This window comes from Acidobacteriota bacterium (assembly GCA_004299485.1).
GTDB lineage: Bacteria > Acidobacteriota > Terriglobia > Terriglobales > SCQP01 > SCQP01.
On record SCQP01000001.1, the window covers coordinates 262,596 to 276,384 of the forward strand.

13 protein-coding genes and 1 tRNA gene are annotated in these 13,789 nt (G+C 63.3%); 12 read left to right on the forward strand and 2 right to left on the reverse strand.

Translation table 11 applies throughout. The features are described 5' to 3' along the window. Window positions 1–112: 112 nt before the first annotated feature. From EPN33_01175 to EPN33_01200, 6 genes are all read left to right on the forward strand, one after another. Window positions 113–3,067, forward strand: a complete 2,955-nt coding sequence (locus tag EPN33_01175; protein TAN24405.1) for a hypothetical protein — start codon at window positions 113–115, stop codon at window positions 3,065–3,067. A gap of 106 nt (window positions 3,068–3,173) precedes the next feature. Then, a complete protein-coding gene (locus EPN33_01180; GenBank protein ID TAN24406.1) occupies window positions 3,174–3,419 on the forward strand; it encodes a type II toxin-antitoxin system Phd/YefM family antitoxin in 246 nt (81 codons plus the stop codon). Further along, entirely contained in the window at window positions 3,400–3,816 is a 417-nt protein-coding gene (locus EPN33_01185) for a PIN domain-containing protein (GenBank protein TAN24407.1), read from the forward strand. Before EPN33_01180 ends, EPN33_01185 begins: the two co-directional genes overlap by 20 nt. A 26-nt stretch (window positions 3,817–3,842) precedes the next feature. Then, window positions 3,843–5,690 (forward strand): CocE/NonD family hydrolase, encoded by a 1,848-nt coding sequence (locus EPN33_01190; GenBank protein TAN24408.1) that lies wholly within the window; start codon window positions 3,843–3,845, stop codon window positions 5,688–5,690. A gap of 30 nt (window positions 5,691–5,720) precedes the next feature. Beyond that, window positions 5,721–5,975: a hypothetical protein gene (locus EPN33_01195; protein ID TAN24409.1), complete on the forward strand. Its 255-nt coding sequence runs from the start codon at window positions 5,721–5,723 to the stop codon at window positions 5,973–5,975. Beyond that, on the forward strand, window positions 5,957–6,355 hold the full coding sequence (locus EPN33_01200) for a type II toxin-antitoxin system VapC family toxin (GenBank protein TAN24410.1): 399 nt from the start codon (window positions 5,957–5,959) through the stop codon (window positions 6,353–6,355). Before EPN33_01195 ends, EPN33_01200 begins: the two co-directional genes overlap by 19 nt. 10 nt (window positions 6,356–6,365) lie before the next feature. Here the strand turns inward: EPN33_01200 and EPN33_01205 are convergent. Continuing rightward, window positions 6,366–6,443 (reverse strand) — tRNA-Arg (locus EPN33_01205). 39 nt (window positions 6,444–6,482) lie between these two features. Between EPN33_01205 and EPN33_01210 the strand changes: the two genes are divergently transcribed. Then, complete coding sequence (locus tag EPN33_01210) at window positions 6,483–7,790, forward strand: amidohydrolase (protein ID TAN24411.1); 1,308 nt, start codon at window positions 6,483–6,485, stop codon at window positions 7,788–7,790. 16 nt (window positions 7,791–7,806) lie between these two features. Continuing rightward, entirely contained in the window at window positions 7,807–8,727 is a 921-nt protein-coding gene (locus tag EPN33_01215) for a CPBP family intramembrane metalloprotease (GenBank protein TAN24412.1), read from the forward strand. Here EPN33_01215 and EPN33_01220 read toward each other — a convergent pair. After that, the gene (locus EPN33_01220) at window positions 8,724–9,776 is read right to left on the reverse strand and encodes an NAD-dependent epimerase/dehydratase family protein (GenBank protein TAN24413.1); all 1,053 of its coding nucleotides are present in this window, start codon (window positions 9,774–9,776) and stop codon (window positions 8,724–8,726) included. The two genes, EPN33_01215 and EPN33_01220, sit on opposite strands and share 4 nt — an antisense overlap. 197 nt (window positions 9,777–9,973) lie before the next feature. Between EPN33_01220 and EPN33_01225 the strand changes: the two genes are divergently transcribed. The 4 genes from EPN33_01225 (at window position 9,974) to EPN33_01240 (ending at window position 13,783) form a co-directional block, all read left to right on the forward strand. Further along, entirely contained in the window at window positions 9,974–10,417 is a 444-nt protein-coding gene (locus EPN33_01225) for a division/cell wall cluster transcriptional repressor MraZ (protein ID TAN24414.1), read from the forward strand. A gap of 6 nt (window positions 10,418–10,423) precedes the next feature. Then, on the forward strand, window positions 10,424–11,314 hold the full coding sequence (gene rsmH, locus EPN33_01230; GenBank protein ID TAN24415.1) for a 16S rRNA (cytosine(1402)-N(4))-methyltransferase RsmH: 891 nt from the start codon (window positions 10,424–10,426) through the stop codon (window positions 11,312–11,314). 8 nt (window positions 11,315–11,322) lie between these two features. Beyond that, window positions 11,323–11,709, forward strand: coding sequence for a cell division protein FtsL (ftsL, locus tag EPN33_01235; protein TAN24416.1), 387 nt, complete (start codon window positions 11,323–11,325; stop codon window positions 11,707–11,709). 76 nt (window positions 11,710–11,785) lie between these two features. Then, window positions 11,786–13,783: a PASTA domain-containing protein gene (locus EPN33_01240; GenBank protein TAN24417.1), complete on the forward strand. Its 1,998-nt coding sequence runs from the start codon at window positions 11,786–11,788 to the stop codon at window positions 13,781–13,783. Window positions 13,784–13,789 lie beyond the last annotated feature (6 nt).

The window sequence follows — 13,789 nt, forward strand, 5'->3', positions numbered from 1 at the left end:
TGAGCATTCCGAACGGCGTGACAAACACATCATTTGCGGACCGTTTTTTCGGTTCGCGCACGGCCTGATTGTGGTACAGTTCCCGGTGTTCTGCTGCCCGCGAGGTCAGTGTATGACGAACCAATCCCTATCCCATTGCTTACGTATTCCTCTGGCTCTTGCCCTGACGCTGGCTACCGCCGGCTGGCTGGGCGCGCAGGAGCGCCGGCCGGCGCCGCCGCCGAAACCGCCGGTGAACGCATCGACGAATCCGCTACTGCGGCCGTTCGTGTTCCGCTCCATTGGGCCGGCGACGATGCTCGGCCGCGTGGATGACATTGAAGGCACGCCACAAGATCCGATGTTGCTGTACGTCGGCTTCGCCACCGGCGGCCTTTGGCGCTCGACCGATGGTGGCCTCCACTGGACCTCGCTGTGGGACAGCCTGCCCAATGAATCCGTAGGTGCGATCGGCATCGCGCCGTCGGACGAGAACATCGTCTATGCCGGCAGCGGCGAAGCTAACAACCGGCAGAGCTCCTCGATTGGCGATGGCGTCTGGGGCACGCGCGACGGCGGCAAGACCTGGCATTATCTCGGGCTGGGCGAGACGCAATCCATCGGTGGCGTTGCGGTTGATCCGCGCAATCCGGACGTGGTTTACGTAGCGGCGAACGGCCACTTGTTTGGGCCGAACGCCGAGCGCGGTCTCTATAAGACCACCGACGGCGGCAAGACATGGAACAAGGCGAAATACATCGATGAGAACACAGGCTTTGAAGACGTAAAAGTCGACCCCAGCGACCCCAACATCGTCTACGCCACCAGCTATCAGCATCGGCGCACCTGGTGGGGCTACGACGGCGGCGGGCCTAACAGCGGTCTCTGGAAGTCGACCGATGCCGGCACAACCTGGACGCGCCTGGATGGCGCTGGCTGGCCCAAGCCCAAGGACGGCCTCTACGGCCGCATTGATGTCTCCATTTTCCGGGCGAATCCGAAGATCATTTACGCCCAGGTGGAAGCCGGCGCCAGCGCCGGCGTTGGCGGCGGCACGGACGTGAACGGCGGCCCGCAAAAGCCGCGCACCGGACCGCCCGAAGCCGGTCCACGCAAGCCCGAGCCGCCCAACCCGAACGGCAATGGCGTCTACCGCTCCGAAGACGGCGGCCGGACCTGGACCTTCATGAGCAATCAGGACCAGCGGCCGATGTACTTCAGCCGCATCCGCGTCGATCCCAAGAATTCCGACAAGGTGCTGGTGGGCGGCACGCCGGGCCAGATCTCGATGGATGGCGGCAAGACCTGGAAGCCGATGACCGGTTCGCACACCGACTACCACGCCATATGGATCAGCCCGTCCGATCCGCGCATTGTGCTCATTGGCCACGACGGCGGCTTCGACATCAGCCACGACGGCGGTCAGAGCTGGTACTACAACAACAACCTGGCGGTGGGGCAGTTCTATCAGGTCTCCACCGACATGCGCCATCCCTATTGGGTCTGCGGCGGCCTGCAGGACAACAACGCATGGTGCGGTCCCAGCGCGGCACGCAACAATACCGGCCCCGTCAATGCCGACTGGTTCACCGTGGCCGGCGGCGATGGCTTCTACACGCGCCAGGATCCGGCGGATTACAACATCGTCTACGGGGAATCGCAGGACGGCAACATGAGCCGGCACGATTTCCGCAACGGCACCCAGGTCAACATCCGGCCGCGCTTTTCCTCGCCCGCCAACCAGGGCGGCTTCTTCCCCGGTGGCCCGGGCAACATCATCAACCAGCCCAAGGACGATCCGCCGCTGCGCTATTACTGGAACGCGCCGTTCGAGATTTCGCCGTTCAATCCGAACAAGATCTACATGGGCGCGCAGTTCTTCTTCTACTCCACCGACCGCGGCAACACCTGGACGATGAATCCGGAAGACCTTACCAAGAGCATGAGCCGCTGGTCGGCGAGCAACAACATCATGGGCATGCCTGACAACCAGCCCATGGTGGAGAAGAACGACGGTCTTGCGGCCAGCTCCATCATCACGCAAATCCGCGAGTCGCCGTCGCAGCCGGGCGAAATCTGGGTCGGCACCGACGACGGCAACCTGCAGCTCTCGCTCGACGGTGGCCGGCACTTCAACAATCTCATGTCCAATCTCGATGCCAGCGTCCCCAGCGTGCCCAAGGGCTACGTGCTGGTGAGCCGCATTGCACCGTCGCACTTCAGCGGCGCGGTGGCGTACGTGGCGCTCGATAACCATCGCAACGACGATTACCATCCCTACCTGTACAAGACCACCGACTACGGCAAGACCTGGACCAACCTGACGGCAAACTTGCCGGCGATGGGCGAAATTCAGGCCTTCCGCGAAGACGCGCGCAACCCCGAACTGCTGTTCGTGGGCACCGAATTCGGCTTGTTCCTCTCGACCAATGGCGGCCAGAGCTATGAAAAATTCATGACCGGTCTGCCCGAGGTGCCAGTGAACGACATCCTCATCCAGCCGCGCGAGCGCGACCTCATTCTCGCCACGCACGGCCGCTCCATCTGGATTGCCGATGATATTACGCCGCTCGAGCAGCTCAGCAACATCGGCGAAGCCGATGTGCATCTGTTCGATCCGCGCCCGGCGGTGGAGTGGAAGAGCGATTCGGAAGATCAGCCACACGTCTATCAGGACCAGTTCCATGGCCAGAATCCGCAGGGCGGCACGGCCATCGACATCTGGGCCAAGAGCGACATGGGGCCGGCCACGATCGATTTCCTGAAGGACGGGAAAGTGGTCAGCACCATGAAGGAGAAAGACATTCACGCCGGCATCAATCGCTTCCAGTGGAATATGCGCGGCATCGCACCCAAGCCGACCAAGGAGCAGGAGGCGCAGATGCAGCGCTTCCGCCGCTTCAGGGGACGCGCCAGCCGCGGCGTGCCGTTCGTCGCTGAGGGCGGCGGTGGGTTCTTCGGCCGCTTCACCGGCCAGGGCCCGCTGCTGGCGCCGGGCAGCTACATCGTCCGCGTCACCGTGGGCGGAAAGACGCTGACCTCCTCGGTCGACGTGGAAGCCGACGTCTGGCTGCACCACGAAAACTGAAACCAAGCGCAAGCAAAGGCAAGGAAAAGGCCCGCTTCGGCGTGGCCTTTTTCTTGCCCGCACCAACTTGACTAGTCGTTTCGACCAGTCATATAATGCTCTTGCCATGAAGACAGTGCAATGCTCGGAGGCCAAGACGCATTTTCTGCGCATGCTCGATGAAGTCGAGGGCGGCGAAACCATTGTCATTACCCGCCGCGGCGTGCGGGTCGCACGTTTGGTGCCCGATCGCGAAGCAGACCGGCGGGAGCGCGATCAGGTGGTCACAGACATCCGCAACCTCGGACGACAAAACGGCAAGATCACAGCCGATGAGTTGGTGGCATGGAAGCATGAAGGGCACCGTTACTGACGGCTTCGTGCTGGATGCCTCGGTCGCGCTTTGCTGGGCCTTTGACGATGAAGACCAGCTAATGGCGCAGCAAGCCCTAGGAGCCGCGGGAAGGGGGGGCGCGGTCGCGCCTATCGTTTGGTGGTATGAGATCCGCCACGGCCTGCTCGCAGGCGAACGACGCGGGCGCCTGACCGCCGCGCGAAGCGCCGAATTTCTGGATCACTTGCAGCAACTTCCGATCAAGCTTCGTTTCGACGCTGCCCCCGGCAGCCTGCTACCCTTGGCGCGAACTTATGGCCTGAGTGCGTACGATGCGTCCTATCTAGAGTTGGCACAGCGGCTGGAACTGAGGTTGGCCACGCTGGACCGGCATCTGGCCGCAGCGGCGCAGGCGGCGGGAATTCCGCTCTTGTAGTGTGCAATTCAGGTATGATCGCTGCCATGCGGCGAACTCTCCTCGTGATCCTGGCGCTGGCGGCGGCGGCACTGGCGCAGACGGCGAACTGGCAGCAGAGCTACAGCAAGCGCGACGTGATGATCCCGATGCGCGACGGCGTGCGGCTGCACACGGAAATTTACACGCCGCATGCGGCGCACGGGCCACTGCCCTTCCTGATCACACGCACGCCTTATGGCCTGAACGACAACGGCGCCGGGTATAGCCGGCTGCTGGCCTTGTATCCGGTGATGGAGCAGGCGGGCTACATCTTCGTCATGCAGGATATTCGCGGGCGCTACGGCTCCGATGGAAAGTTCATTATGCAACGCCCACCCTGTGCCAAGTCCGCGCCGCATTGCGTGGGCGAAGCCACCGACACCTACGACACCGTCGCCTGGCTGCTGACAAACGTGCCCAACAACAATGGCCGCGCGGGCCTGCTGGGGATCTCCTACGGCGGCTGGCTGACTACCATGGCGCTGCTCGATCCGAATCCGGCGCTCAAGGCGGTATCGGAGCAAGCCTCGCCGGCCGACATGTTTCTGGGCGACGACTTTCACCACAACGGCGCCTTCCGGCTGAGCTACGGCTTCGAGTACGTGGCCATGATGGAAACCGGGAATACCAACCAGTTGTTTCATTTTCCCGATTACGACACCTACGGCTGGTATCTGAAGCTGGGCTCGCTCGCCAATGTGAACCAGAAGGTTTTTCACGGCCAGAAGCCGACGTGGGATGACTTTGTGAATCATCCCAACCAGGATTGGTTCTGGAACAAACAGTCGTTCACGGTGCAACTCAAGAACGTGCAGTTGAGCGTGCCCGATCTCAACGTGGCCGGATGGTGGGATCAGGAAGACTTCTACGGGCCGGTCGATATTTACGAAACGCTGCTGCCGCACGATGTGGATCATTACGACTATCTGGCGATTGGCCCGTGGAATCACGGCGGTTGGTCGCACGGAACGGGCGAACAGCTCGGCCCGGTACACTTTGGCAGCGACACCAGCGCTTACTTCCGGGCACACATTCAGGCACCCTGGTTTGCCTACTGGCTCAAGGGCGAAGGCGCGAAGCCGCCGCACGTTCGCACGTTTGCGACCGGTTCGAATCAATGGCAGCAGTACGATGCCTGGCCGCCGGCGCACGGGACGCAGGATCGCGCTCTGTACTTGCATGCCGATCACTCGCTTTCGTTCGCGCGCCCCACCGCAGCCGGCGCCGCGTTCGACAGCTACACTTCCGATCCCGCGCATCCGGTCCCCTACCGCCATCGGCCGGTTCAGGAAACCTACGGTCCGGGCAGCCAATGGTACACGTGGCTGCTGGAAGACCAGCGCTTCGTGGACAATCGCCCCGACACCGCGACCTGGACTGGTCCCGTACTCACGCAGCCGCTCTGCATCGCGGGCAACATTCAGGCCAACCTCTACGCTTCGACCACCGGCAGCGACAGCGACTGGGTAGTCAAGCTCATTGACGTTTACCCGCAGAAATATCCCGCCCAGCCCACCATGGCCGGCTACGAGCTGATGATCGCCGATGAAATTTTCCGTGGCCGCTTTCGGCAAAGCTTCGAGCATCCTGAGCCGATCCCGCCCAACAAGGTCGAGCTCTACGATTTCTCGCTGCACACCAACGACCACTGCTTCCTGCCCGGCCACGCAATCATGGTCCAGGTGCAAAGCACCTGGTTCCCGCTCTACGACCGCAACCCGCAGACCTTCGTGCCCAACATCTTTCTCGCCCCGGCAGGCGCCTTCCGCCAAGCCACGCAGCGCATCTACGCCAGCCCGCAGCACCCCTCCAGCATCACCCTGCCGGTGCGCAGCCCGGCCGGTTCCCATTGATGTGCCTACACTCGGCGTTATGATGTAGGCATGAAGGCAAAGGCGAAGCCGGTCCAATATACGATCCGGGGAGTACCCGCGGAAGTCGACCGCATCCTGCGCCGCCGTGCGGCCGACCGCCGTCAGAGCCTGAACCAGGTGATCGTTAATGAATTAACCGCGGCTACGAATGGCGCCAAGAAATACGCGGATTTTACCGACCTGGTCGGCAAATGGGTGGGTGACCCGGAGTTCGACGCCATCATGGCTGACCAGCGCCGTATTGATTGGGAGATGTGGCGCTGAGAGCCGCCATCGACACCAACCGGATCACCGATCTACTGCGCGGCGATGCCGAACTGAGCGATTGGCTGGGCCGATGCGAACAACTATTCGTGCCCCTCTTTGTACTTGCGGAAATCAAGGCAGGGTTCCTGGGAGGCTCACGTCCCCACCAAAACGAAGCGTTGCTTCGCCGCTTCCTGGACAAGCCAAACGTGACCTTGCTGTTGCCCGACCATGACACTGCTGAGGGGTATGCGCATTTGTGGGTTCAGCTCCGGCACGGCGGCCAGCCGATCCCGGCTCACGACATCTGGATCGCAGCGCTTGCGCTGCAGCACGACCTCGTGCTCGTCACTCGCGACCGTCACTTCGCGGCGATTCCTCAGTTGGTGCTGGCTTAGCGCAGGCTCTTGGCGGGCGCGGCAGGATTCGAACCTGCGACCGTCGGCTTAGAAGGCCGATGCTCTGGTCCAACTGAGCTACGCGCCCGCGAGCACTTTGATTATAGTTTCGCGTAGACTGTGCGGTATGTGGAAGCGGACCTTGGGGATGTGCCTGCTGCTGGCGGCCATGGCCGTTGGGCAGTCAATGGGCGGGAAGATCGACCCGGGCATTTTGGCGGCGATTCAGAAGACGCCAGCGATTGATGATCACGCACACCCGCCGGCGCTGCCGGTGAACGCCATCGCCGACACCAACTACGACGCGCTCCCCTGCCCGCCTAATGACCCTATTCCGCCAACGCTGACAAGCGAACCGACAAACCCGATTTATCAGCAAGCATGGATGGCACTGTTCGGAGCGCACACGGCGGCGCAGGATTTGGCAGCCAAGGCGCGGGTGAAGCGCGAGCAGGGGCGGAACTATCCGAATTGGGTGCTGCAGAAGCTCGGCATTCAGGTGGAATTTGCCAACCGCGTCGCGATGGGGCCGGGCCTCGGGCCGCCGCATTTCCGCTGGGTCGCGTTCGACGATGCGCTGCTGCTGCCACTCGATAGTTCGGGCCTGGCGATGAATCCAGACCTGAAATTTTTCTTTGAGCGCGAGAGGATGATTCTGCAGGACGACTACCTCAAGCCGCTGCACGTGACACGGCCGCCGGCGACGCTCGACGCGTACCTGAGCGAGGTCGTGATCCCGACGCTCGAGCGCGAAAAGGCTGAAGGCGCCGTCGCCGTCAAATTCGAAGCAGCCTATCTGCGGCCGCTGAATTTTCATCGTCCGGACATGACCGCCGCGCGTGAGGTTTACGCCGCTGGAGGGGCGCCTGGTGCGGCGCAATATTACAAGCTGCAGGATGCGATCTTTCATACGATCGCGCTGGAGGCGGGACGGCTGGGGCTGGCGGTGCATATTCATACTGGCTTTGGCTGCGGATCGTACTTCAACATTGCCGGCGCGAACCCGGCGCTGCTGATGGACGTGTTCAACGACCCCAGCCTGCGGCACACCAACTTCGTGCTGCTGCACGCGGGACTGGGACCGTATACCAACATCGTGGCGGCGCTGCTGGCCAAGCCGAACGTCTATACCGACACCTCGGGCCAGACCTGGCTGCTGACGCCGGCCGGGATCGCGCACAACCTTCGCACGCTGCTGGAGTACTACCCCGACAAGATCATGTTCGGCACGGATTTGTCGCCAGGCGAGGGGGCGATCGACTGGGAAGAGATTGGCTATCAACTGGAAAACGCCGCCCGCGACGGACTGGCGATGGCGCTGACGGGCATGATGCGCGATCACGAAGTCACGCGCGGGCAGGCGTTGGAGATTGCCCACGCCGTGATGCGGGGAACGGCACGGAAGCTTTATCCCCAACTCCGGTCTCCGCGCTGATCTATCATGAGGCACTATGGACATCTGGTTCACCCGCTCTGAAGAACGCAGCTTTGCCGGCCTGCGGGCGGGCTGGCGGCTTGCGGTTTTTCTGCTGATCGCCATCGGCGTTCCTGGACTGCTCACGGCGGTGGCGATGCTGGCGGGAGCCCAACGTAGTACGGGCGCGGCGACCGGCATTGCGGTTTCCCCCTGGACTTCGCTGGCCAGTGAGGCGCTGCTGTTCGGCTGGATTGCGTTCGTGACCTGGATCATGGCACGGCTCGAACACCGGAGCTGGGGTAGCTTCGGGCTACCGGTACAAAAAGCTTTTGGGAAATTGTTCTGGCAGGGCGTGGCGTGGGGCGTGGTCGCGCTCAGCGTGCTGCTGGTGCTCATCTTCATCAGCGGTGATCTGACCTTCGGGCATATCGTGCTGCGCGGTACGGCCATCCCACGCTTCGGGTTGGAGTGGGCACTGGCCTTTCTGGCAGTGGGGTTTTTTGAAGAGTTCTCGTTCCGGGGCTATACGCTGACGACGCTAACGCAGGGCACGGGATTCTGGATTGCCGCGATCATCCTCTCGGCTGGGTTTGGCAGTGCGCATTTGGGCAACGGAGGCGAGAGCTGGATTGGGGCGTTGAGCGCCGGGCTGATTGGCCTATTCTTTTGTTTCACCTGGCACCGTACCGGAAGCCTCTGGTTCGCGGTGGGTCTGCATGCGGCCTGGGATTACTGCGAGAGTTTTGTCTACGGCGTGCCCGACAGCGGTAGCGTCAGCCGGGGACGGCTCTTGCAGCCGCACTTTCACGGCTCTCATTGGATCACCGGCGGCACCGTAGGTCCAGAAGGCAGCCTTTGGGTCTTTGTGATCATTGGTTTGCTATTTGTGCTGTTTGCGGACCTGTACCCCCACAAGAAAAAGGCGGCGGATCAAACCGAGCTGATCGCCTCCTAGCTCATGACCCCTGCGGCGAGGCCGCAGGCACGCAGAGCGGCATCTTCCGCAATATATTCGGCTTCGAAATCCAGTGACAGTGGATTGGCCCGCGCCCAGGCGAGCGTCGTCCGCAGGGCCTGAGCCAAAGTGACCGGTGGAACAAAACCCAGTTCGCGCCGGATGCTGCTGCTGTCGGCGGCACAGGACTGGGCGGTATTGGCCGCCACGTGGAGATGCGGCGGCGTCAGTGCTGGGGGGGTGGTCACAATGCGGCCCCGCCAACCGGCGGCTTCGGCGGCGAGCTGCGCCCACGCAAGCTGGCAGTAGTTGCCTCCATCGGCAAGGTTAAAGATTCTGCCGCCGGCGCGCGGATCTGAGGCCGCCAGGGCCACGCCGGCCGCCATGTTCCCAACAAAGCCGCGCGCGGTGCGCCATGCGGCCCAGCCGCGCTCCAGCAACACGGCCGGACGCCCGTCCTGCATCCGCCGCCAAAGTGGGTACAGCCGGCGCTGCTGGTCGCCTGGGCCATACATGGGCGGCAAGCGCAGAATCGTGATGCGGCCATACCAGCCGCCGCGAGCCGCGGCGGCCGCCGCCCGCTCCATACCCAGCTTGTCGTAGCCTTCCGCCATCCAGGCATGCCGCCGCCGCAAACCCGCCAGCACTGCTGCGGGATACAAGCCGCTGTGCTCGCGCAGGGGGGAATCCTCGCGCAAGAGCCCCGGGGCCGGCGTGCCGGCTTCGGTACCGTGAAAGACGCCCCAGGCGCGGTATACATCCATGCTGCTGACGAAGACGACGCGCCGGTTCTGGCCGCGCACGGCGGCCATGGTCCGCTGGGCGGCGATGGCGGAGCCGGCAATGGTATCAATGACGACCTCGGGGTTGAAGCGCGCAAAGGCAGGAGCAAAGGCCAGGAGCTCGCGCCGGTCGCCATGGAAGTGGCCTTCCGGATCCTTGCAATCGCGGCCGCGGTGAAAGACGGCGACCTCGTGGCCGGCGCGGCGTAGGTGCCCGACCAGCGGGGCGCCCAAGAATCCCGTCCCGCCCAGCACCAGCATCCGCATTCACAGTAAGTTGCCAGCAGCTTGTCGCCAGTTGCCAATGGCTGCCACTGAGGCAAGGCACCGGGTGCCGCGAAGTGTTTCGCATTATCTTCGCGTAACTGAAGGTATACCCACTTTTTTCCCTTAGCAGCGACAAAATCTCGCACTAATATGTGGGCAGAAGTGGTGAGAAGTGGTAGATTGTGGATGGCAGAACTATGTTGCGGGGCAACTATCCAGCACGGGTGGACGAAAAGGGACGGCTCAAGCTGCCCACCGAGTTCCGCGCCCAACTGGACGAGTCGAATCCGGAGCACCGCTTTTATATCACCAGCTTCGACGGAGCGCAGTCCCGGATTTACCCGATGCCGGTGTGGGAGGCGATTGAGCAGAAGCTGGCGGCGCTGCCTTCGATGCACCCGACCAAGCAAAAACTGCTGAGCCGTACGAACTATTACGGCCAAGTGGTGGAAATGGACGGGCAAGGGCGGTTGCTGATTCCTTCGGTGTTGCGCGAGGCGGCGGAGATGCGCGGCGACGTGGCCGTGCTGGGCTATCTGCAGTACCTGGAAGTCTGGAACGAACAACGGTTGTTGGCGGACATGAAGGCCAAGGCGTTCACCGACGAAGACAAGCAGACGCTGGCCGATCTGGGGATTTAGCCGCAAGTGGCCGAAACCGGGCACGTTGCGGTGATGGCAGAGGAGTTGCTGGATTACCTTGCGCCACGGCGCGATGGAGTTTATGTGGACTGCACAGTAGGAGCCGGAGGACACAGCCTGCGGGTGGCGCAAGCCATCGGGAGCGGGCGTCTGTTCGGCTGCGACAAAGACCCGGTGGCTCTGGAGGCCGCGCGTAAAACGCTGGCGGCGGTGCCGGGGGTGGAGTTCACGGCGTGGCAGGGGGATTTCGCGGGCGCGCCGGAAGAGCTGCGGCGGCGCGGAGTCGAGCAGGTGGACGGCGTGATTGCCGACCTGGGGATGAGTTCGATGCAGTTGGACGCTGCCGAACGCGGATTCAGTTTTAGCGCTGACGGCCCGCTGGACATGAGGATGGATCCTCGCCAGGAGCTGACGGCGGAACAGGTGGTCAATCAGACGGATGAGCGGACGCTCGCAGATCTGATTTTCCAATACGGAGAAGAGAGGAGGTCGCGGAGAATAGCCAGAGCCATTGTCCGGGCACGGCCGCTGCAGACGACCCGCCAGTTGGCGGATCTGGTGGCGGCCGCGTCCGGAGCAATGAAAGAACGCCCACGGCGTTTGCATCCGGCGACGCGCACCTTCCAGGCTCTGCGGATTTACGTGAACCAGGAGCTGAGCTCTTTGTCCGCATTGCTGGCGTCGCTGCCGGGCTGGCTGAAGCCGGGCGGACGCGCCGTGATCCTTGCGTTTCATTCGTTGGAAGACCGTCCGGTGAAGCAAAGTTTCCGCGCGGGAGCGCGGGAGGGTTGGTACCGGCTGCTGACGCCGCACGCGCTGCGGCCGCAGGCGGAAGAAATGGCACGCAATCCGCGCGCACGGAGTGCGCGACTGCGGGCGATAGAACGAGAGGCATAAGGACGCCTATGGAAATTTACTTCCGGCAACAGATCGACAACTCGCACGTGGTCCGCACGCTGGATCCGCGGCGGCGGCGGGAGCAGCGGGCGTACCTGGTGGCGGTGGTGCTGCTGTTCCTGCTGGGCTTTGGCTACGCCTCGATGCGCTTTGCCACAGTGCGGCTGGGCTATCAACTGGCCACGGCGCGGCAGCAGGAAGCCCAGTTGCAGCAGTGGAACCGCGGCCTGCAGTTGCAGGCGGCGGCGCTGGGGGCGCCGGCGCGGGTATACAACCTGGCGGAATCGCGCCTGGGGATGCAGAGCGCGCTGCCGGGACAGGTGCTGGCGCTGGATGTGGCGCCGGTACCGCAAGCTGGGCCTTCGCCGGTGACGGCTTCGTTGCATTTGCACTAGAGTTTTCAGTTTTCAGTCGTCAGTTCTCAGTTCGGATCGTGGCAACTGAAAACTGAATACTGAGAACTGAGAACCCTTGCCTTCTCACGCAAAACCCGCGTCGCGTTATCGGCTGCTGAGCTTGCAGGTTGCACTCGTAGTCTGGAGCCTGCTCGTAATCGGGCGGCTGTTCTGGCTGCAGGTGCTGGATCACCACGGGCTGGAGCTGCGCGCCCAGGATCAGCAGCAGCGGCTGGTGACGGTGCGGGCGCACCGGGGCGCGATTTTGGACCGCAATCTGACGCCATTGGCGATGAGTTTGCCGGTACGGTCGCTGTATGCAAACCCGCGGCAGATCGAGCATCCGGCGCGGGCGGCGCGGAAGCTGGCGGCGGCGCTCGATCTGAGCGACAGCGGACTGCAGCAGAGCCTGAGCTCGCGCCGGAGCTTCGTCTGGATTGCGCGGCAAGTGACGGCGGCGCAGGCGCAGGCGGTCGACGCAATGCATCTGACGGGCGTGTACTCGCAGCCGGCGTCGCGGCGGTTTTACCCGATGGGTGGTCTGGCGGAAAATGTGCTGGGCCTGGTCGGGGTCGATGGCCACGGGCTGGCCGGCCTCGAATACAGCTTCAACCATCTGCTGCGCGGGCACAACGGTAAGGCGCTCGAAGAAGTGGACGCGCGGGGTGACAGCTACAGCCAGATCGAGCAGAAGCCAGAAGAGGGCGGGAACCTCATCCTGACGCTGGACCAGAACATTCAGTACATTACGCAGCAGGCGCTGGACAAGCAGGTGGCCGCCGAACATGCGCTGCGCGGCATTGCGGTGGTGGAGAACCCGGAGACGGGGGCGATCCTGGCACTGGCGCAGTCGCCGGCGACGCAGTTGGGCGACGCGGCGGTTTCCGAACCCTACGAGCCGGGCTCGGTGCTCAAGCTGGTGACGCTGTCGGCGGCGCTGGAGCAGGGGCTGATCACGCCGCAAACACTGATCAACTGCGAGATGGGAGCGATCCGGATCGGACGGGTGGTGATTCACGACCATGCACCGTTCGGCATTATTACGGTTACCGACGTCCTGAAACATTCGAGCGATGTGGGCGCGATCAAGATTGGCCAAAAGCTGGGGGCCGATGAGCTGTACCACTATCTCCGAGCGTTTGGGTTTGGGCAGAAAACGGGCGTCGACCTTCCGGGCGAATCGGCGGGCATTCTGCGGCCGCCGCAGCGCTGGGTGCCGATGATGCTGGGGGCGATCAGCATGGGCCAGGGGATTGCGGTGACGCCACTGCAGGAGGCGGCGATGGTATCGTCGATTGCGGAGGGGGGCGTTTATCATGCGCCACGGCTGGTGCTGGGCACGTTCCAGGGTTCGCTTCCCGAGCAGGCACCGGAATACCAGGCGCCGGCCGGGCGGCGTGTTCTGACGCCGCTGGTGGCCAACGAGATGAAGCAGATGATGGCGCAGGTGGTGCTGGGCGGCACCGGCCGCAAGGCCCAGCTCAACGGCTATACGGCGGCGGGCAAGACGGGCACGGCGCAGAAGGCCGATCCGCAGACGCATCGCTATTCGCATACCAACTACGTGGCTTCGTTCGCCGGCTTCGCGCCGATCAATAACCCGGCAGTGACGATTCTGGTGGTGATTGATTCGCCGCACCATGGCAGCTACGAAGGCGGCGACGTTTCGGCGCCGGCGTTCAAGGAGATTGCCGAGCAGGTGCTGCCGTATCTGGGCGTGCCGCACGATGTACCGGCGAGTGCCGAGCCGGTGGCGCCCGTCCGAATTGCGGCCGTCGATCAGCATGAAGAATCGCAGGAGGTTCTGCAGGCGGGGCTGGCAGTTGAGCCGCCGCCGGTGAGCGAGGCGGCGGCGGCAGCGAAACCGAACCAAGTGGTATTTGATTACCGCAGTCAAAGCCTCATCCTGGTGCCGGACTTTAAAGGCCAGTCGCTGCGCGACGTGAGCGCGGCCTGCCAGCGGCTGGGTTTGGATCTCACCTTGCAGGGCGACGGGGTTGCACAAGCGCAATCGTTGGCGCCGGGCACACGTGTGTCCAGCGGTAGCGCCATTACCGTGCGCTTCGTGCCCTGAGCTTCG

What these genes read in the sequence shown, in the direction of transcription:
- EPN33_01175 (TAN24405.1), top strand. Translation starts at nt 113, where the DNA reads ATGACGAACCAATCCCTATCCCATTGCTTACGTATTCCTCTGGCTCTT.
- EPN33_01180 (TAN24406.1), top strand. Translation starts at nt 3,174, where the DNA reads ATGAAGACAGTGCAATGCTCGGAGGCCAAGACGCATTTTCTGCGCATG.
- EPN33_01185 (TAN24407.1), top strand. Translation starts at nt 3,400, where the DNA reads ATGAAGGGCACCGTTACTGACGGCTTCGTGCTGGATGCCTCGGTCGCG.
- EPN33_01190 (TAN24408.1), top strand. Translation starts at nt 3,843, where the DNA reads ATGCGGCGAACTCTCCTCGTGATCCTGGCGCTGGCGGCGGCGGCACTG.
- EPN33_01195 (TAN24409.1), top strand. Translation starts at nt 5,721, where the DNA reads ATGAAGGCAAAGGCGAAGCCGGTCCAATATACGATCCGGGGAGTACCC.
- EPN33_01210 (TAN24411.1), top strand. Translation starts at nt 6,483, where the DNA reads ATGTGGAAGCGGACCTTGGGGATGTGCCTGCTGCTGGCGGCCATGGCC.
- EPN33_01215 (TAN24412.1), top strand. Translation starts at nt 7,807, where the DNA reads ATGGACATCTGGTTCACCCGCTCTGAAGAACGCAGCTTTGCCGGCCTG.
- EPN33_01220 (TAN24413.1), bottom strand. Translation starts at nt 9,776, where the DNA reads ATGCGGATGCTGGTGCTGGGCGGGACGGGATTCTTGGGCGCCCCGCTG.
- EPN33_01225 (TAN24414.1), top strand. Translation starts at nt 9,974, where the DNA reads ATGTTGCGGGGCAACTATCCAGCACGGGTGGACGAAAAGGGACGGCTC.
- ftsL (TAN24416.1), top strand. Translation starts at nt 11,323, where the DNA reads ATGGAAATTTACTTCCGGCAACAGATCGACAACTCGCACGTGGTCCGC.